The organism is Enterovibrio litoreus, from assembly GCF_045679545.1.
GTDB lineage: Bacteria > Pseudomonadota > Gammaproteobacteria > Enterobacterales > Vibrionaceae > Enterovibrio.
In genome coordinates this window covers 148,216-166,882 of sequence record NZ_CP166195.1, presented here as the reverse complement: position 1 = coordinate 166,882, position 18,667 = coordinate 148,216, and the positions used below count along the sequence as shown (strand labels likewise).

17 protein-coding genes are annotated in these 18,667 nt (G+C 51.7%); 16 read left to right on the top strand and 1 reads right to left on the bottom strand.

From position 1 onward, the window contains the following. Window positions 1-153: 153 nt before the first annotated feature. Window positions 154-1,662 carry a DEAD/DEAH box helicase gene (locus tag AB8599_RS16480; protein ID WP_407334413.1) on the bottom strand — a complete coding sequence of 503 codons (1,509 nt, stop codon included), beginning with the start codon at window positions 1,660-1,662 and terminating at the stop codon, window positions 154-156. A 197-nt stretch (window positions 1,663-1,859) separates the two neighbouring features. On the opposite strand from AB8599_RS16480, the gene AB8599_RS16475 reads away from it, so the two are divergent. The 16 genes from AB8599_RS16475 (at window position 1,860) to AB8599_RS16400 (ending at window position 18,666) form a co-directional block, all read left to right on the top strand. Continuing rightward, entirely contained in the window at window positions 1,860-2,351 is a 492-nt protein-coding gene (locus AB8599_RS16475; RefSeq protein WP_407333993.1) for a cyclin-dependent kinase inhibitor 3 family protein, read from the top strand. 608 nt (window positions 2,352-2,959) lie between these two features. Next, window positions 2,960-4,903, top strand: coding sequence for a phage tail sheath family protein (locus AB8599_RS16470; RefSeq protein WP_407333992.1), 1,944 nt, complete (start codon window positions 2,960-2,962; stop codon window positions 4,901-4,903). A 71-nt stretch (window positions 4,904-4,974) separates the two neighbouring features. After that, window positions 4,975-5,502 carry a phage tail protein gene (locus tag AB8599_RS16465; protein WP_407333991.1) on the top strand — a complete coding sequence of 176 codons (528 nt, stop codon included), beginning with the start codon at window positions 4,975-4,977 and terminating at the stop codon, window positions 5,500-5,502. 10 nt (window positions 5,503-5,512) lie between these two features. Then, complete coding sequence (locus AB8599_RS16460; RefSeq protein WP_407333990.1) at window positions 5,513-6,313, top strand: hypothetical protein; 801 nt, start codon at window positions 5,513-5,515, stop codon at window positions 6,311-6,313. A 63-nt stretch (window positions 6,314-6,376) separates the two neighbouring features. Further along, the gene (locus tag AB8599_RS16455) at window positions 6,377-7,381 is read left to right on the top strand and encodes a hypothetical protein (RefSeq protein WP_407333989.1); all 1,005 of its coding nucleotides are present in this window, start codon (window positions 6,377-6,379) and stop codon (window positions 7,379-7,381) included. Then, window positions 7,378-8,688, top strand: a complete 1,311-nt coding sequence (locus AB8599_RS16450; protein WP_407333987.1) for a DUF4255 domain-containing protein — start codon at window positions 7,378-7,380, stop codon at window positions 8,686-8,688. The genes AB8599_RS16455 and AB8599_RS16450 overlap by 4 nt, the downstream gene beginning before the upstream one ends. Further along, on the top strand, window positions 8,685-10,754 hold the full coding sequence (locus tag AB8599_RS16445) for an ATP-binding protein (protein WP_407333986.1): 2,070 nt from the start codon (window positions 8,685-8,687) through the stop codon (window positions 10,752-10,754). The genes AB8599_RS16450 and AB8599_RS16445 overlap by 4 nt, the downstream gene beginning before the upstream one ends. Continuing rightward, window positions 10,747-12,390: a DUF4157 domain-containing protein gene (locus tag AB8599_RS16440; protein ID WP_407333985.1), complete on the top strand. Its 1,644-nt coding sequence runs from the start codon at window positions 10,747-10,749 to the stop codon at window positions 12,388-12,390. The genes AB8599_RS16445 and AB8599_RS16440 overlap by 8 nt, the downstream gene beginning before the upstream one ends. Window positions 12,391-12,404: 14 nt before the next feature. Beyond that, window positions 12,405-12,626, top strand: coding sequence for a hypothetical protein (locus tag AB8599_RS16435; protein WP_407333984.1), 222 nt, complete (start codon window positions 12,405-12,407; stop codon window positions 12,624-12,626). 3 nt (window positions 12,627-12,629) lie between these two features. Next, window positions 12,630-13,253 carry a hypothetical protein gene (locus AB8599_RS16430; RefSeq protein ID WP_407333983.1) on the top strand — a complete coding sequence of 208 codons (624 nt, stop codon included), beginning with the start codon at window positions 12,630-12,632 and terminating at the stop codon, window positions 13,251-13,253. A 77-nt stretch (window positions 13,254-13,330) separates the two neighbouring features. Further along, the gene (locus tag AB8599_RS16425) at window positions 13,331-13,675 is read left to right on the top strand and encodes a LysM domain-containing protein (protein ID WP_407333982.1); all 345 of its coding nucleotides are present in this window, start codon (window positions 13,331-13,333) and stop codon (window positions 13,673-13,675) included. Then, the gene (locus AB8599_RS16420) at window positions 13,675-14,802 is read left to right on the top strand and encodes a hypothetical protein (protein ID WP_407333981.1); all 1,128 of its coding nucleotides are present in this window, start codon (window positions 13,675-13,677) and stop codon (window positions 14,800-14,802) included. Before AB8599_RS16425 ends, AB8599_RS16420 begins: the two co-directional genes overlap by 1 nt. After that, entirely contained in the window at window positions 14,799-15,314 is a 516-nt protein-coding gene (locus tag AB8599_RS16415) for a phage baseplate assembly protein V (protein ID WP_407333980.1), read from the top strand. Before AB8599_RS16420 ends, AB8599_RS16415 begins: the two co-directional genes overlap by 4 nt. A 76-nt stretch (window positions 15,315-15,390) precedes the next feature. Further along, the gene (locus tag AB8599_RS16410) at window positions 15,391-15,714 is read left to right on the top strand and encodes a hypothetical protein (RefSeq protein ID WP_407333979.1); all 324 of its coding nucleotides are present in this window, start codon (window positions 15,391-15,393) and stop codon (window positions 15,712-15,714) included. A 70-nt stretch (window positions 15,715-15,784) separates the two neighbouring features. Then, window positions 15,785-16,150, top strand: coding sequence for a GPW/gp25 family protein (locus tag AB8599_RS16405; RefSeq protein ID WP_407333978.1), 366 nt, complete (start codon window positions 15,785-15,787; stop codon window positions 16,148-16,150). Further along, window positions 16,147-18,666 (top strand): baseplate J/gp47 family protein, encoded by a 2,520-nt coding sequence (locus AB8599_RS16400; RefSeq protein WP_407333977.1) that lies wholly within the window; start codon window positions 16,147-16,149, stop codon window positions 18,664-18,666. The genes AB8599_RS16405 and AB8599_RS16400 overlap by 4 nt, the downstream gene beginning before the upstream one ends. Window position 18,667: the final 1 nt, after the last annotated feature.

The window sequence follows — 18,667 nt, the reverse complement described above, 5'->3', positions numbered from 1 at the left end:
AGTGGTTGCGCGGAAGGGGGGGATATTAAAAAATAACAGCGAACTGTCGTTAATAAATGCGTGTTAGTGCTTATGTTAGTGCTTAAATTTCACTCATAAAAAAGCCAGATCCGGTGATCTGGCTTTCCGTTTTTGCGTCTATTTCAGGCTGACTTAGCTCGCGTTCGCCGCGCTCTTTGCTGGCGAGCGACGACGGTTCGCGCCGGGTTTGCCTGCATTGTTGCCTTGTGGTCGTTGACCATTGCTACCTTGAGGCTTGCGACCAGCATGGTTGCCGTTACGGCTGTTGCTGTTGCCATTGCGAGATGTGTTACTGCGCTCAGTGCCTTCACGACGTGCTTGGCCTTCGCCAGTGCCTTCCGCTTTTTGACCTTGCTGTCCGCCTTGGCGTGGCTTACGATTTTCAAATACCGCCTTGTCACCATTGCCTTTGTAGCTTGAAGAGCGGCGGCCACCTGTTGGTGCGCTTGGCTTCTTCGGTTTTTTGGCGCGGATTGGACGCGTATCTAGCTTAGATTCAGGAACTGCAATGCTTGGTTTAAAGCCTTGTAGTTCAACGCGTGGCAGCAGTTGCTGAATCAAACGCTCGATGCCGAACAGATCGTCCGCTTCGTCAGCACAAACCAAAGAGATCGCTTTGCCCACTTCGCCAGCACGACCAGTACGACCAATACGGTGAACGTAATCTTCCGCCACATTAGGCAAATCAAAGTTAACCACTTGTGGTAACTGTGGAATATCGATGCCGCGAGCAGCAATGTCGGTAGCTACTAGCACACGTACTTCGCCAGATTTAAAATCAGCCAGTGCTTTGGTACGAGCGGCTTGGCTCTTGTTACCGTGAATAGGTGCTGCCGTAATCCCTTCTTCATTCAGAAAGTGAGAAAGCTTGTTTGCACCGTGTTTTGTGCGGCTGAACACCAACACCTGACGCCAGTTGCCCTCTTTGATCAGCTTAGACAGCATGGCAGGTTTCTTTTTCTTGTCGGCAGGGAAAATACACTGCTCGACAGTACGTGCTGTTGAGTTTGCTGGCGTCACTGAAATCTCAACAGGGTTATTAACCAAGCCTTTTGCCAACTGACGAATGTCATCAGAGAAAGTTGCTGAGAACAGCAGGTTCTGACGGTTTTTCGGCAACAGGTCTAGCACTCTTTTGATGTCACGGTAGAAACCCATGTCCAGCATGCGGTCAGCTTCATCAAGCACCAGCACTTCAAGCTGAGAGAACTTCACTGCGTTCTGGCTGTAAAGGTCAAGTAAACGACCCGGCGTAGCAACCAGAATTTCAGTTCCTTTGCGCAGTGCCATAAGTTGTGGGTTGATTTTCACCCCACCAAAAACAACGGTAGAACGCAGGTTTAGGTGCTTGCTATAAACCACCGCATTTTCGTGGATCTGAGCCGCCAGTTCGCGAGTCGGCGTGAGGATAAGTGCACGCACATGATTCGGACGAGCGCGATCACCTTGGCTCAGTTTTTCTAAGATTGGCAATACAAAGCCAGCGGTTTTACCTGTACCGGTTTGTGCTGCAGCCATGACATCCTTGCCTTCCAGAACAGCAGGGATCGCCTGTGCCTGAATTGGAGAAGGCGTCGTATAACCCTTCTCTTGTACCGCTTTAAGGATTGGTGCAGAAAGACCTAACGAGGTAAAACCCATATTTATGATTCTCAATAAGATTACGTCCCAAAATGGACGGCTGATGGCACAATCGCCAAGTCAGTAGGGAAAGGGGCGCTATTCTGAGGCTTTTGATCACTATCATCAACGACTATCGCTATTTAATTTGTAATACTTTTCCGCCAAAATTACATCACAACCAAAATCAGTAACATGAAAAGGTCGAAGGGAAATAAATGACACATCCAACTTGGGAACTGCCTGTTGAAACGGGTGCATTGATTTTAACGCCTTGTCCGGGCACTAAAGGCACGCCACTAAAGGAAAGCTTAGTGCAGCTTAAAGCACAAGGTGTGACCGTGATGGTAACGGCGATCAATCACGACGAAATGGCTCAAAAAAACGTGACTGAATTGAGTGACAGCGCGGAGCAGGTCGGCATCACCTGGTTTCATGCGCCGATTGAAGACGATGAAGTACCGGAAGCCGTGTTTGTACAAAGCTGGCAGAAGTGCCAACCTCGATTGCATCAGGCCATCGCCAATGGTGAAAAAGTGGCGTTACATTGCATGGGGGGGGCAGGTCGCACGGGTTTAATGGCTGCACATTTGCTGCTAGAGCGTGGCTGGGATCTGGATGACATCATTCGAGAAGTACAAGCACTGCGCCCTGGTGCGTTCACCAAACAAGTACAAATGGATTATATTCGCGATTTCGTCAGCCAGTAATCGACTGTCTATGCTTGTTGAGCGAGCGTCTTGAATTTGCTCGGCTATCCACAACAGACATTCGAGCCATCAAATAATTCGAGCCATCAAATAATAGAGAAGAGCTGCCTTTGCAGCTTTTTTAATGTCTGTGTGATTATTAAATACGGCGGCAGGTTGATGGGTTACACCAGAATATCTAGGTCATTGAAGCGCAATAATATGCGCATCAATGGATCTAGCCTTTAAGTCATCCGGTCTAACTAATTAGGCAGGAAAGGGTGTGTTAATCACACGCCCTTTATTCAATTCACCAATGAATAAGAACGATTACATTTATCCTAAATTTTTGAAATATATTGATTAATACGAGCGTTCTTTTCCCCCTACACGATCTTTTTAAATCGCATGCTCTAATTTTTAAGACAATGCAAAGGTCAAATATTGACCATTATCTTGTGTATCGTAAGATCGATACTGTATTTGTCGTGGTATGCAACCCTGACTTATTCCCCATCCGTTTCACAACGCTATTTTAGGTTTACATCATTGGGTTTGAGCCAAGGAATTCGTACCACAAGTTAACGCCAATCATTAAGGATCCATTGTCTTGGTAGAGGAGGTCACCCATGCCAGTAGCACTGACATATCCCGGCGTTTATGTTCAAGAAATTCCCAGTGGTAGCCGATCAATTAGTGGAACTGCCACATCCATTTCTGCGTTTGTCGGTGGCTTTTCTCGCGGCCCACTTAATGTCCCTGTGCGTATGTTTCATGTCGGTGATTTCGATACGAATTTCGGCGGCGTGCATACAGACAGTGAAACCAGCTATGCGATCTCTCAGTTTTATATCAATGGCGGGGGGGAAGCGATTGCGGTGCGCGTAGGTGGGGGGACGAATGGCAACCTAACAGCGCAAAGCTGGAACGGTGCAACTTCGCTGACCTTTTCTGCGGGTAGGCAATTTCAAAACAATGCGGTTCAAGATCCTGGCGGGTGGAATAACCACATTCGGGTAGACGTGGATTATCAAACCTCCGACCCAACCTCGTTATTCAATCTCACGGTGACTGAAATTCGTCACGTTGATGGGCTGGAAATTCCGGTTCGTAACGAGTCCTACCGTAATGTATCCATGGTCGCGACCCATCCTCGCTATGTACTGAATGTCGTCAATGATGATTCGATGATGGTGCAACTTACCACGGCGGGGAATACCGACATGCCCGCGCCGACCGGGTTTTACTCCGATGTTCAGGACACCACGCAGTATGCGGGTATTGCTGATGCCAACACCTTGCAGGTTGATCTAGGGACGGGGGCGCATGACGTAACAGTGGATGCTACCACCAAACCGGTGACTATTGCTGATGCTGCATTGATGCTGCAAAACGCGATTCGCGATACACGACCAGCGGATCCGCTTTGGGCGCAATGCCAAGTGGTGGTGCGCGGCACAAGAATAGGTGTTTTCACTGGCAGAAACAGCGCCGAATATCGCGCAGGACAAGTGGTGTCAGTGGCGGAATCAGTTGGTGATTTCGGCAGCGTAATCGGCTTAGTCGGCAGTGTTACCGCCAATGTTCAACAATACGCGATGAATACCGCTGCACCGGCTGGGCATCAGACCGTTGCGACGGCGGGAGTCGACGCAGCTGCTGCTCCTACCGCTGCACAACTGCGTGGGAATCGGGCATTGCGCACGGGTTTCTATGCGTTGGAAGACGTGGATTTGTTCAATATTCTCGCCATTCCTGAAGCGTCAGATTTGGGCTCTGTTGCCAATATGTCCAGCGTGATAAGCCCTGCCATGAGCTATTGCGAAGAACAGCGTGCCTTCTTATTGATTGACCCACCTGCAGATGCAAACAGTGTTGATGAAGCCATAGATTGGCTGGATGAAGTGGCGGGAGCAGGCCTTCGTCATCGCAATACGGCAGCTTACTATCCTCGGGTTCAGGTTCCTGATCCCAACAATGAAAACCGACTTAGAACCATTGCCCCGAGTGGCACTATCGCCGGGCTGTATGCGCGTCGAGATACTGAAGCGGGTATTTGGACAGCAGCAGCAGGGATCACGGCAAGTCTTCGCAATGTGATTGGCTTTAATCATGCCTTGACCAATAGCGAAATTGGGCAGCTAAACCCTATCGGTCTTAATTGCCTGAGAAACGGCGGGATCAGCGGCAACATTGCATGGGGTGCAAGAACTTTGCGTGGTGCAAACGAGTTGGCCTCTGAATGGACTTACATTCCCGTGCGGCGAACTGCGTTGTTTATCGAAGAGTCCTTGTTCCGAGGCTTGCAGTGGGCAGTGTTCCAACCTAATGACGAACCGCTTTGGTCAGAAATTCGCATTGCGGTGGGTAATTTCATGCAGGGATTGTTCAGACAAGGCGCATTTCAGGGCACGGCCCCTGAACAGGCGTTTCGTGTCAAGTGTGATGCGGAAACCACTACGCAAGCTCACATCGATGCGGGCGTGGTCAATGTGCTGGTGGGTTTTGCGCCGTTAAAACCTGCGGAATTTGTGGTTGTGAGTCTGCAATTGATGAATAACAGCGGCGGCTAATCCTTGTACCTGTTGGTGGAAGCCAGCAGATCTGTTGGGAATGATTTTTTGGTAAATAGCGAGGGGGCGACATGTCTCAGCTCAACGTGAATGGTCAACGTATTGTGCCTTATCCCGGCTACAAATTTATCATCAAGGAAGCCGGTGGAGATGTGCTCGCGGCGGTGCAAAAAGTATCGGGTCTGAGCCGTTCTGTCGAAGTGATGGAGTATCGCGAAGGGGGAGATCCTTCTCATACCCGCAAATCTCCGGGCCAAGTGAAATTTGAAGCCATCACCCTTGAACGTGGTGTAACGGAAAACCTGCAATTTGAGCAATGGGCCAACAAAGTCTGGCGAATTGGCACAGATTTAGGCGGTGAAGTCTCACTGGCAGATTTTCGCAAAACGCTCATCTTAGACGTGCTGAATGAGGCTGGGCAAAAGGTCATGAGTTACACGCTGTTCCAATGCTGGGTGTCAGACTACAAAGCCATTCCGGCACTCGATGCGTCGAGTTCGGCATTTATGATCCAATCGGTGAAACTTGAAAATGAAGGGTGGGAACGTAACGCGGTAGCCGTGCCAAAAGAACCTAGCTTTGTGCATCCGGAACAGTGAGTGATCATCAATGCGCGTCACGATTGCATCACTCAATGATAATGATCGCGTTGAGCTTTGGGAAAAGGCGGTTGATATGTCGCCACCCGATCGCAATCTGGCGTTGCTCTCCGCGTATCTTCCAAAGCCTTCAGATGAAGAGGTCTGCGAATGGACGCTGGCAGGGCGCGACCACTTCCTTCTGCTCGCGTATCGCGGTGAGTTTGGTGAAAACATCACCGTGACATCACCTTGCGTATCATGCGACACCAAAACCCAGTTGTCTTTTTGTGTTTCCGACGTTTTAGCGACAAGTTCAGACCGCCTTAAAGCGGCCTGCCATTTAAATTCCGTCAATACCGAGGCGTATCTTCCACATTACGTGACAATGACTGATGGCGAGTTTGGTTGTCGATTTCGCCTACCGACAATCGGTGATCTTTACCTGCTCGCGTCTGCCCATTCTCCACTTTCACAACTTGCACAATGTGTGCTGGCACCTGAAAGCTATAACGATGTCGCCACTGCAATTACGCAGAGGGGCGACCCAGTTTCCGCGTGGGAAGGTTTCTACCAAACCCTCGAAGCGCAAATGTTAGCGATAGAACCGCTTACCATTGTTTCGCTCAATGCCTCTTGCCCAGAGTGCGGAGGCGAGACTGCACACCAATTCGATATTGTCAGTCAGTTTTGGGCATTGTTGGCTGCCGACGTGGAGCGCCAATTGTGGGACGTACACATTCTTGCGTCTGCATACGGTTGGTCAAGTCAGGACATTCTGGCTATGAGCCCTGCGCGCCGCCGTCAACACATCGCTATGGTGATTGAATAGCGATGTAGATGAAAGACTTATTAAGATCAGGCTGTCACCTCATCTTATCCAAAGGATACGCGTATGAGTCGCCAATTAGGACATTACATTCGCCGAAACATTGATGGCTTTCAGACGCTGAAACCTGTGGTGAACTCTTACTATGCAGGTGCGACGCGATTGGCGTCGGCTTCTGCGGCGAATGTCAGTCGAGATCGTGTTCAGTCAGAACCCTTGGTCGATGATTTAAATACCGTGAGTGATGAGGTGGAAGGTGACAGTGTCACTAATTCATTGTTGCGCACTGACGCAGAAGTATCATCGACGAATCAAGCACTGGTTAATCAAACATTGGTAAATCAAACACAGTCAGCGCGAGATCCAAACAAATCAGCGCCCGTTGCGGGTAACCGTGATGTCACGATTAATATCGACAAAACACAGGTTGATTCTCATGTCCCTGCTTCTTCTCAGATGAAACAACAAACGAAAGGACAAGCGGAAGATACTGAAATGAATGAGGGGGCCAATCATCATGTTTCAGCCAGTTCGTCTTTATCGAATACGCCCATTCATACGCCTTCTTATGAATCGACAAATACACCGCAGGTGCCAGCTCGAACACGGCAAGACTTCACGCAACAAGTGGCGGCATCCATTCTTGGTGAGACGGATGTGAATCAATCGGCACGTGAGTACTCTTCATATGAGCAATCTTCATATGAACATTCCCCATTTGAAAAGCACGCGCCAGATAGCAGACAAGATGAACAGGGGATAGCGTCGAATTTACATCTATTGGCGGCACAGCGTCTTCGCGCAGAGCCTGCAGCTCATGCATCACCGAATCGTGATGATTCGCAGCGTCATGCAGGAACAGACAAGCCTGCACTGCGCAGTGTCACCAACCGACATGGTGCCGATTCCCCGCAACCCATTACGGTTAATGTGACGATTGACCAGGTATCGATCCTTGCTCGCCAAACAGCGTCGCAAACATCGCCGCAAGCGCAGCGTCAATCCCCAACGTGGAAGCCCGATCTCACACTGGCAGATTATTTGAGACAGCGTCAGGATGGTGATAGATGAGTAGCGCGCTTGCCATCGCGGGCGTCACCCAATTGTTGCGCGATCTGCTCAATGATGGGCTGGTGGATCACGATGTGGCGGCGGTGGTGAACACTAATGTGCCTGTTCACGCATTGGCACCGGATCAAATGCTGGCACAAGAAGACAACAATGCCCCTGCGTTGAATGTTTTTCTATACCACACCGAGGTGAATGCTGCATGGGCCAATCAGTGCCTTCCAACACGCAACCCAGAGGGTGAGCGGGTCAATAACACGCCATTACCGCTCGATCTTTATTATCTGGTGTCTGCTTATGGCACGGCTGATCTGCATGGCGATGTCTTGCTCGGCTATGCGATGCAAATACTGCACGAACACCCTGGATTTACGCGAACAGAAATCCAAACCGCATTGAACCCTTCGCCTGCTATTGCGGCGGGTTTGCCGCCACTATTGCAAGCGTTGGCTGACACTGGGCTTGCTGATCAGGCGGAAGCGCTTCGTATTGCGCCACATCAAATGCCAATGGCGGAAAAATCCGGCCTTTGGAGCGCACTGCAAAGTCAATATCGACCCTCGATGGCTTATCGCGTTTCCACGGTATTGATCGAAGCGGAGCATGGCACACGAAATCCGCTACCTGTTTTGACCATTGGCGAAGATGATCTCGGTCCTACCGTTTCGCCAAGTCTGTTTTCGTCCTTGCCTCAACTCACCCGTGTTTTTTCGCCTGCACACCAAGCAAGTGCAAGGCTGGGCGATATTCTGGATGTGGAAGGTAGAGCCCTAGATGGGGGAAACCCACGGTTCACGCTTTCTCATCTCTCACTCGACATAGAACACACGGTGGCTGCCAATGCTGGCGGCTCCGCGCAAGGGCAGTCTTTAACGCTGCCAAACGTCCCCGCCAACTGGGCATCAGGTATCTATTCAATCTCTTATGCTGTAGATGTAAATGGGGCAACACAACAATCCAATGAACTAACAGCACAAATCGCGCCTGTCTTGGCGCTGCCACCAAATAGCGTTGTACGAAATGGCCAAACTGTCATCGTCACTGTCGGGGTGTCACCCCATGTACATCCCGGTCAACAAGCAACACTTTGGTTAGGCAGCGAAGGCGCTCAGGCTGAGTCGGTGTCCGTGATCACGAGCACACTGGTCTTTCACTTTGGGCCTTTGGCTGCAGGCATCTACCCCGCGAGATTGCGAGTAGATGGCGCAGACAGTTGGTTCATTCTCAAAGACAGGCCGCCCATCGCGCCAGATTTCACACCGCGCGCGCCCATTTATGACCCCACGCAAAGAGTAGAGGTGCCAGCATGACTGATACCTTCCGTGTTAATGCCTCTGCGCAAGAACAACGCGCAGAATATGAAAAAAATCCGTCCAGCAGTGGCCAAGCGGTTGATCTGTTTTCTCAATGGCAGGCAACCAATCAAGCGCATCTTTCCCGACTCATTGAGTGGGTTCTGGTGTCGCTCGATGCGGTACGAAATGAGGAGTCAGGGCAGTGTGCTCTGACGGACATCAATCAAGGCTTTGTCTCCGATCCTCCCACCGCGTTTAACGTGTTGGCGCAACAGTTCGATTTGACCGAAGGCGATCAAGCCGTTCTGGCTTTGGTGTTAGCGATGTCGTTCGATGCTCGCGTCGCTGAAAAGATCGCTCTAATGACAGAGAGTTCAATACGTTCTCACCCAGCGGCAACGCTGGCGTTTTCAATTTCACGTGCCTGTGATTGGGGCAGTTTTTCACCTCATAGTCCGCTGCGCTACTGGTTGCTTTTGGAGTGGCAGCCCATCGGTAACGGTGACGCTACCTTAGTCATCGATGAACGTATCCTCAATTTCCTACGCGGGATTAATTACCTTGATGAACGATTGGCGGTGATGCTTGAACCCATGCCTGCCATTGCCAGCGATGCGTCCCTTTCTATCTCTCAGTCACGTGGTTTGCAATCTGTACTCACCTACATACAACAGTCCCATCAGCACCAACAAAACCAGTTGCAACCGCAACACTCTCATCGACAGCAAGTGGTGATTGAGTTTTTTGGCGAGGACAAACCCAGCAAAACCTTGATGGCCGCGGTTCTTGCACACCAACTTGGCGCAAATGTGCAAATTCTTCATGCCGCCAGCTTACCTAGCCAACCCAACGATTTAGATGCACTGGCGAGGTTGTGGCAACGCGAAGCAGGGTTAATGCCGCTGCTGTTGCTCATTGAAGGGGCTGACGACCCAGCGCGTCTCAGACAGTTGCAGCAGTTTGTTGGCCGTGTCGGCGGGCTGGTGATGATTGATGCGGGTGTCATGCCTGTCGGTGTCACCGCCAACAGTTTTCCGCTTTTGGTTGAAAGGCCGACGGTGGAAGAGCAAGAAGGCTTATGGCGAAACGCGCTTAAAGGGGCGAATGAAAGTTTACCTGCACGATTGTCGGAGCAGTTTTCGCTCAGTCAGCAAGATATCAACCAAATGACCTTGATTGCCGAGTCCGGCGGGGGAGAGTCACTCCTTCATTCAGACCCTCGATTTGAAAAAGCGCTTTGGACATGTTGTCAGCAGCGAGCAGCTTCGTCATTGTCGAAATTGGCGCAGCGTATCGAGTGCAAAGCCAGCTGGCAAACGCTGGTGTTGCCGCCAGCACAAACCAAAATGTTGGATCAGCTCACCGCACAAGTGGGGCTTCGCAGTCGAGTTTATCAGCAATGGGGTTTTCGTCATCGTATGAGTCGCGGCATGGGGATCAGCGCCATGTTTTGTGGTGACAGTGGCACAGGCAAAACCATGGCCGCTGAAGCCATTGCTAATGAGTTAAGGTTGGATTTGTATCGCATTGATTTATCGAGTGTGATCAGCAAATACATCGGTGATACAGAAAAGAAAATGCGCGAGTTGTTTCAAGCGGCCGAACAATGTGGTGCGATTCTGTTTTTTGATGAAGCTGATGCCTTGTTTGGCAAGCGCAGCGAAGTGAAAAACAGTAACGATCGCTTTGCCAATATCGGTATTGATGATCTGTTGCAGCGTATCGAAACCTATCGTGGCTTGGCCATTCTCGCCACCAATTTGAAATCCGCCGTCGATAAGGCGTTTCTGCGTCGCCTGCGTTTTGTGGTGGACTTTCCTTTCCCTGGCCCATTAGAGCGTGAGCGTATTTGGCGCACTGCGTTTCCGCCTGAAACACCGTTGTCAGCGGATGTGAATCCCACGCGTCTTTCTAGGCTCAATTTAACGGGCGGAAGTATTCACAATGTCGCCCTGAATGGCGCGTTCTTGGCTGCGCAGCACGGCGATTCTGTTTCCATGCAATGGTTAATGGAAGCGGCGGCCGCTGAGCTACAAAAGCTGGATCGACCCATCAAAGCGGGGGATCTGGAATATGAATGAATTTGTCAGCCCAAGCCCAAGCCTAGGCACAGCAAAAGCGCAGTCTTCGCCCGTTGGGTTTCCGTTCAATAGGCAATCGCCGATCCTGCAGCGAAAATGCAGTTGCGGTAGCACTGCGACACAAGGCGCGCCTTGCTCAGCGTGTGGGGCGAAAGCGACTATGTCAGCACAGTCTAGCGCTGCTTTCGCGGGTTCAGGTGTGAGCATGACAAAGCCACCGATGAGCACAAACTCGCAGCAACCCGATGGGCATTTGCCGGAAGAATTGCGTCAGCGAGCGGAGAAAACCTTCGGTGCAGAGTTTCCGGAAGCCAAGCTTTATACCGGAGGTGTAGCACAGCGTTACGCCCGTCAACTGCAAGCTAAGGCTTTTACTGCAGGGTCAGATGTTTATTTTGGTGCAGGTTTTTACAACCCCGATTCGAAACAGGGTCTCTCACTCATAGGGCACGAACTGACCCACGTTGTTCAACAGCGTCGTGGGCTGTCCTTTGCCAAGTTGAACGGGTCGAGCGATACCTATGAACAAGAAGCTGACCGCGGTGGTGAAGCTTTCGCAGCCGGTAAACCCTTCCAGCTGTCGACGCCATCGGGTTCGATTGGCCGATGGACCCAGAAGATGGACGCAGGAGAATCTGCGTCAGCAGTTGGCGTGGCTGATCCTTCGCATCAACTCGATTTCTTAGGGGAGTTTTGGGATCCGGAAGAACTTGATGGCATTTTGGACGAACTCAGCATGCTGGAAGACGAAGGCCACAGGCTCCTTCTTGTGCCTGAATCATCGGTGCAGAATGTCGGTTCAAGCTCTCCCGCACCAGCACCCAGAACGGCACCAACACCGCCTTCAACGCCAACAGCTTCACCACCTGCAACACCTCGCGGGCCTATCGCGCAAACAAAAGCACTGGATGGTGCAAGCACGACCTCTCTAGGTGAGAGAGCGGGATTTCCGTTTATTCAACGAGCAACGGTGGCAGGGTGCAATGTTCCCGCTCTAAGCGCGAATCAAATAGGTATTCAAGCACACATGCAGATTGGCGGATTTTGTGGGGCTTTACATACCATGATGTCGACATCATGTTTAGGTGGTGGACACCCGGGATTTCAAATCCCCGGCGCAACACGGCCAGATATGGTGATTCAATACCCTGCAGGGCCATTCATTGATGAAGTGGGGGAAATCAAACCCGCCTCGTGGCTCAACCCGCTCAATAATCGTCAGGCAATAGCTGAAGCCCAGCTCAACCGAGACATTGCCAGTTATCAGGCCATTATTGGCCCTGCGACCTCCATGTCTTCATTTGCTTTTCCGCGAATGACATTTGTTGGCAATCCGTTGCAGAACATTTCGGTTTGGCCAAGAACAGGCGGCGCAACGTCGAACGGCGTTTATTATTACCGCTGTACCAACAAGCCGCGTCGTCGTCCTCGTCCGATCCCTATCGTGATCCCCAATCCTGTGCCGGTTGTTAAACCCGTGCCACGAACAGCACCGCATACTGTCACGCCGCAAGCTGTGGCGGGTGCTGCTGCGACAGTGGGGCTTGGCTATTTGATTTATCGCGGTGTCCGCATGATCCCATCGCTGGCGCCACCCCTTTGGTGGACGATACCTGGCAACTTTGCGGTGCCGTAAAAAGGGAGAACGAAATGACACAACTTAACGTGCACTTTCGGCACATTGAAATCAGCAGCGACGCGGGTTATGCCGATGTCTATCGCGCTATGTCAGCCGCGGTGTCGACGCAATGGCCAGTGATGGAGTCGATCACGACTGAGCAACAGTTGATCGTTAAAGAGAAGGCGATTGTGAAAGCCACTGATGCCTTAATGCATCAACTGACTAGCCACAAACACAGCGCAAAGGGGTGATAAATGTTATCGAGTCAGCCGAACTACGTTAAAGCCGGCATTGTGTTGCTCGATCCGCAAAGTGGCGAGCCAGTGAATGCGATTCCATTGCTGATCAATCCTTCGACGCTCAGTACGCAGTTTGAAATGAAATCGCAGGCTGGGTCGCAGACTCGTACAGAGCAGATGCGACTCAATGGCCCACCAACGGAATCGATCAGCTTTGAAGCCACGCTTGATGCAACAGACGCCCTTGAGCGGGGCGATGAGGACGCGGTGACTTATGGCATTGGCCACTACATCGCCGCTTTGCGTAGCTTGATTTCGCCGACGAAGCGGCAACTGCTGCAAAACGATGCCCGTGCCCGAGAAGGAAAGTTGACCATTATTCCCATGACGCAGCCATTGCCGTTATTCAGCTGGGGTGTTTATCGACGTGTGCCAGTGAAGGTCAAAAGTTTATCTCTTACGGAGGAGTTTTTTAGCGCGAGGCTGAATCCGCTGCGCGCAAAGGCCAGTTTGAGTTTACAAGTGTTGACGGTCGACGATCTTGGCTTTGATCATCCTGCATCTTCACTGTTTTTGCATTACCTCACTGGGCTAGAAACGCAGGCGGGGCGAGTTATTAAACCTGTCACAAACCGCTAAGTGCTGTTAGCCAGTTGCTGATTGCAAAAAGCAGCAACCGAGAACACCACAGAACAGACGCCAATAAGGAATATTTGATGACTGATCTCACGCACTATTTGCTCAGCAACACGGAAGAAACGGCGGACTTTGCGTCTAGCAGTCGTTATGCCGGAGCGCCGTTGAATGTGATGAAAGATGATCGTGGCAAAGAGCGTGTGTTTGTCAGTCGCCGATTCCTGCCGCAGCCTGCGTCCATTGAAAACGTGCAAAGCATTGCGATCAGAGAAGGAGACCGGCTGGATTTACTCGGCGCGGCGTATTACGCCGACCCAAGCAGTTGGTGGCGTATCGCTGATGCCAATTTGGTGCAGAATCCGAGCGAGTTGTTGACCCTAGTCGGGCGCAGAATTGCTCTGCATGGCGATGAAGGAGAGCAGTGATGTCAGAGGTGGTGATGAGTCTCTACATTGGCCCTGTTGCCCCTGTACCCGTATCAAAAGTGGTGATTAACGCCTTTGTCTCTTGCGAAGTACGTTCAGTAACGGAAGGGAAGTCAGGATTTCAACTGGTGTTTGAGATAGACAACAACTCGCCACTGCATACGGTATTTTTACTGTCAGCCAACAACCCCATACCCTTAGTGCGCACCGTGATTGCTGTCGATATGTTTGGACAGCAATCCATCCTAATTGATGGTGTCGTCACCGATCATCGCGTTAGCCCCGGCAGCGCACCCGGTGTGTCTCGGCTCACGCTGACGGGAGAAGATCTCAGCCGTGTGCTCGATTATATCGATTTCAGTTTTATGCGTTATCCCGCCATGCCGGATTTTGCCCGCATTAATCTGGTTCTGGCGAAATACGCGTTTTTGGGGCTGATCCCAAAAGTCATCCCGTCTGTGTTGATTGATGTGCCTGTCCCCACAGAACGTATTCCGTCTCATCAAGGCACCGATCTGAATTACATCTTGTCGTTGGCGGAGCGTGTCGGCTACGTGTTCTACATCGAGCCCACGTCTCAAGTGGGTGTTTCAACCGCCTATTGGGGGCCTGATATTCGCATTGGCAAGGTCCAACGCCCGATTAATGACGACTTAGATGCACATCGAAACGTGGAATCCCTTTCAGGCAGTGTTGATACCCAAAGTGCGGTGATGCCTACGATCACGATTCAAAATCCGCAAACCAAGGTACCGCTGACGTTACCCGTTCCTGATGTGAATCCCCTTAACCCGCCACTTGGCGTGTTGCGCCCAATCCCCCTTCGCACGGCACCGATCACAGGCACGGCCAAATACTCGCCCGTTCAAGCCGCGCTGGTGGGGTTAGCCAAAGCGGCAAGGTCTGCCGTTAGAGCGGTAAAAATGTCCGGTTCGCTTGATGTATTGGCCTATGGCTCTTTATTGGAAGCGAGGAAACTGGTGTCAGTGCGCGGTGCAGGTCATGCATTTAACGGGCTGCATTACGTGGAATCCGTCACCACCACCATGAGCGAAGGAACACTAAAACAGCAATTTGAATTGAGCCGAGATGGACTGCTTTCAACCGTCAGTAGGGTGCCAGTATGAGCGAAAAATTTTACGGTAAATATCGCGGCGTGGTGGTGAACAACGTCGATTTATCTCAGCAAGGGCGAATCCTAGCCACCGTTTCCGATGTGACAGGCATGCCACCCGGCAGCTGGTGCATGCCGTGTTTACCCGTGTTGGGTTTGAACTCCGGCATATTCGCGGTGCCGCCCATTGGTGCCGGTGTTTGGATTGAGTTTGAACAGGGCGAAGTTGACCATCCGATTTGGACAGGGTGCTTTGCAGGCTCAGCAGCAGATGTACCGACCATGGCAAAAACCGCACCCGCGCCAATCTCTGCGATTACGCTGCAAACCATGGCGAAGAACGGCATCGTGATGTGTGATGCAGGTGGGCCTATGGGGTTGGGGGGTATTACCTTGCAGACCGCCACCGGCGTCACCTTGTCGGTGACTGACGCGGGAATATTCATTACTAACGGGAAAGGGGCACAAATTAGCTTGGTCGGGCCGACGGTAGATATTAATACCGGTGCGCTCACCATTACTTAGCGCTTAGCGCTTAGCGCTTAGCGCTTAGTGATTAAACGCTCAACCACACCGTAAACGCGAAACGAAGGAGGCAGCCATGCCCGGGCCCTTGTTACATGTTGGTGCGACAGTCATGTGCTCACACGGGGGGCAGGCCACACCGACAGTGCCGAATCCGCGTGTGTTAGTTTCTGGCGCGGCCACCGTATTGCTGACCTCTCCTTATGTCGTGGCAGGGTGCGCAATGCCACCCCCGACAGCGGGCAATGGGCCTTGCGTAACAGGCCAGTTTTTGTCGGGCTCGGTGCGTGTGGTGTCGATGGGGCAGCCTTTTGTGTTGCTAACTGGCCAATCTGTCTGCGCGCCAACAGGGACACCTTTGCTGCCAACTGTGGCGCAAGTACGTGTGATTGCCAGTTAATTTCCGACTGATTAACGGCTTAATTTATTAACGTCTTAACTTATTAGCGTCTTAATTTCGCGGAGGAAAGATGAATTATCCAGATTTCCCCTATCGCATTGATACTCAGGGGCGGACAGCGACAACGCACCGCTTTGACCTCATTCGCGATCGCATTGAGCAGGTGTTATTCACTGAGCCAGGAGAGCGGGTGATGATGCCAACTTTTGGCTGTGGCTTAAACCGTCTGCTGTTTGCGGGAGTCAGTGATGCTTTGATAGAAGATACCCGCACCTTGATTGCAACTTCGCTGCAAAGCTGGATGCAAAATGACATCGAAGTGACGGATGTCTCTGTCCTGTTTGATCAAGGCGCCATGTTTATCGACGTCTCCTATGTGGTGCTGCCATCGGGTGATCCCCAGCAAGCCCAATTTGTGAGGGAGTCTGCCGCATGATTTATTTTTGCTGTGATCAACGACGCAGAGAAGCGGTGCGCAACAGTGCATTCAACGGTATCGACTTCGTCGAAGTGTTGGATTTGGAAGCGGTGAATTCCGCGGATCGTCAGCGCTTCTTGCATCTTCACCTCGTTAACGACCCCGGCGCGGTGGTTTATACAGAAGACAATATTCGCATTGAAGGCGACGCCGCCGTTGAGATAGTCGCTGTCACCATGGGGCTGGGCGGACAGCAAAACGTGGTGGTGATTGAACTTGCACAACCGGGCGATTTCGGCCCCTATATGCTCAATATTGTCACCAGCACTTTAAACCCTGCGCCGCCGCCCGAGATAGACCCCGTTCTGGCATCCATTACATTTTCGTTCAAGGTAGAGTGCCCCACAGCGTTTGATTGTTTGAGTGATTGCGAGTGCGAAGCGCCACCTGAACCAGAGACAGAAATAGATTACACCGCGCGTGATTATCTTTCGTTTCGCCGCATGATGCTCGATCGCATGGCCATTGTTGCTCCCGCTTTTGCCACTGGGCATCCTGCCGACCTTTCTACCGCCATTGTCGATATTCTCGCGTACACCGCCGATCAATTGGCCTACCAACAAGATGCCGCCCAAACCGAAGCGTATCTCAACCGTGCGCGTTCGCGTATTTCACTGAAGCGGTTAACACGATTGTTGGATTATTCCGTGGATGAAGGCTGCAACGCGCGATGTTTTTGTCACTTTGCCGTGTCGGCTGACGTGCTGCCCATTGCGCCAAGCACAGCGGTGATCCCACAAGGCGCAGCAGTGTGTACAAGGCTGAGCGAGCAGCCGATCACCTTTGCCAGAAACAATGCGTTACTGGCTCAAAGCGCCGCGGTGTACGAAACCTGTCATGATGTGCCAGCCTTGTTTGCCGCACACAATGAAATGGAATTTTATACTTGGAGTAACGCCCGGTGCCATCTCGCCAAAGGGTCAACGAGTGCGACGTTGTCAGGGCATCTGCCGAATCTCAGCCAAGGCATGTATGTCGCGATGGAAGAAATCACCGGCGCGAAAACAGGCAATCAAGCCGACCGACTTTTAGACCGTCGCCAAGTCGTGTTGTTGACAGAGGTACGCGCATTTGACGCCGCTAACACGCCGTTGACTGACCCCATTACGGGCGATTTGATCACCGAAATCGTATGGCATGAACGTGATGCCTTGCGTTTCCCTGTCTGCATATCGTCAGAAACCTCGATTGAAGAAGGAAGGCAATACATTGAGCCTGTCAGTGTCGTTCGTGGCAATTTGATACTCGTCGATCACGGACACACACAGGATGACGAAAATCTCGGCCAAGTGCCGTCACCATGGCTCAGTTGGGCGGCGGGCAAAGGCTTTGAATCAGGTCAGAATCACGGCGTGACTTGCGCTGATAGTCAATGCGATCAAGAACAGGCAGAAATGATCATGCCTGCATTTCGACCCAAACTCGCTCAATCACCACTGACCTTCGCACCAAATTATGCATCAGGCGTACCGGCCTCAGAAGCGTTGCGTACCCCTGAGCCAAACGCGACGTATCCTTGTATTGAACTCGATGGTGATGATGGTGTTGAAGTGTTGCCTTATGAGCCGGTCGCAGATTTGTTAGCCAGTGATGCCAGCGCGCGTGTGTTCACCGCTGAAATTGAACGCGACAACAGTGCCTCACTGCGGTTTGGCGATAATCAGTTTGGCCGTCGTCCACTTTCCGGCACCGCATTTAGCGCCCGTTATCGTGTGGGCTTGGGCACGTCGGGACATATTGGGCCAGATAAGCTGCATCACTTAGCGATAAACCTGCCTGAAGTGATTGAAGTGAGAAACATCACGGCGGGCGCAGGAGGGCGAAACCGAGAAACCAATGCCGCCATTCGTAAGCGCGCACCGTTCTTGTTCAAAACGCAAGAGCGAGCCGTCACTCGAGAAGATTATCAAACCCTTGGACGCCGCGTGGAATGGGTGCAAGACGTGAGTTGTGCCTATGTGCACACGGGCAGTTGGATCACCACGTTTGCATTGCCCGACCCAAAAGGGCGCATTGGTGTCACCGAAGATCAGCGCACGCAGTTACGCGGTCATTACGAAACATTCCGTCTTGCCGCCCATGATGTCGCCGTGTCCACGCCCGTTTATGTGCCGCTGGAAATTACGCTGCATGTTTGTGTCGCGCCCAATGCGTCTAAATCTCATGTTCGCCAGCGCTTATTGACGATTTTTTCTCCTCAGCGACAAGCTAATGGTGCACTGGGGCTACTTCATCCCGATCAGTTCCGCGCAGGACAAATCTTGCACCTGTCGCCCATGTTAGCGGCAGCACAAAACGTAGAAGGGGTGATCGCCGCCAAAGCGACCCGTTTTCGTCGTTTTGGCGACCCACGAACCAGTGGGCTGGCAGGGCGAAAACTCCTGTTCGGTCGCACCGAAATTGCGCGAGTAGACAACGACGCCAGCCATCCGGGCAACGGTGTGTTTTTGCTCGACTTAGAAGGAGGGCGCTGAC

Bases quoted from the DNA above. Each gene is read 5' to 3' on its own strand.
- AB8599_RS16400 (WP_407333977.1), top strand. From the start codon at position 16,147: ATGATTTATTTTTGCTGTGATCAACGACGCAGAGAAGCGGTGCGCAAC.
- AB8599_RS16440 (WP_407333985.1), top strand. From the start codon at position 10,747: ATGAATGAATTTGTCAGCCCAAGCCCAAGCCTAGGCACAGCAAAAGCG.
- AB8599_RS16460 (WP_407333990.1), top strand. From the start codon at position 5,513: ATGCGCGTCACGATTGCATCACTCAATGATAATGATCGCGTTGAGCTT.
- AB8599_RS16455 (WP_407333989.1), top strand. From the start codon at position 6,377: ATGAGTCGCCAATTAGGACATTACATTCGCCGAAACATTGATGGCTTT.
- AB8599_RS16470 (WP_407333992.1), top strand. From the start codon at position 2,960: ATGCCAGTAGCACTGACATATCCCGGCGTTTATGTTCAAGAAATTCCC.
- AB8599_RS16450 (WP_407333987.1), top strand. From the start codon at position 7,378: ATGAGTAGCGCGCTTGCCATCGCGGGCGTCACCCAATTGTTGCGCGAT.
- AB8599_RS16415 (WP_407333980.1), top strand. From the start codon at position 14,799: ATGAGCGAAAAATTTTACGGTAAATATCGCGGCGTGGTGGTGAACAAC.
- AB8599_RS16430 (WP_407333983.1), top strand. From the start codon at position 12,630: ATGTTATCGAGTCAGCCGAACTACGTTAAAGCCGGCATTGTGTTGCTC.
- AB8599_RS16435 (WP_407333984.1), top strand. From the start codon at position 12,405: ATGACACAACTTAACGTGCACTTTCGGCACATTGAAATCAGCAGCGAC.
- AB8599_RS16410 (WP_407333979.1), top strand. From the start codon at position 15,391: ATGCCCGGGCCCTTGTTACATGTTGGTGCGACAGTCATGTGCTCACAC.
- AB8599_RS16420 (WP_407333981.1), top strand. From the start codon at position 13,675: ATGTCAGAGGTGGTGATGAGTCTCTACATTGGCCCTGTTGCCCCTGTA.
- AB8599_RS16445 (WP_407333986.1), top strand. From the start codon at position 8,685: ATGACTGATACCTTCCGTGTTAATGCCTCTGCGCAAGAACAACGCGCA.
- AB8599_RS16425 (WP_407333982.1), top strand. From the start codon at position 13,331: ATGACTGATCTCACGCACTATTTGCTCAGCAACACGGAAGAAACGGCG.
- AB8599_RS16480 (WP_407334413.1), bottom strand. From the start codon at position 1,662: ATGGGTTTTACCTCGTTAGGTCTTTCTGCACCAATCCTTAAAGCGGTA.
- AB8599_RS16475 (WP_407333993.1), top strand. From the start codon at position 1,860: ATGACACATCCAACTTGGGAACTGCCTGTTGAAACGGGTGCATTGATT.
- AB8599_RS16465 (WP_407333991.1), top strand. From the start codon at position 4,975: ATGTCTCAGCTCAACGTGAATGGTCAACGTATTGTGCCTTATCCCGGC.
- AB8599_RS16405 (WP_407333978.1), top strand. From the start codon at position 15,785: ATGAATTATCCAGATTTCCCCTATCGCATTGATACTCAGGGGCGGACA.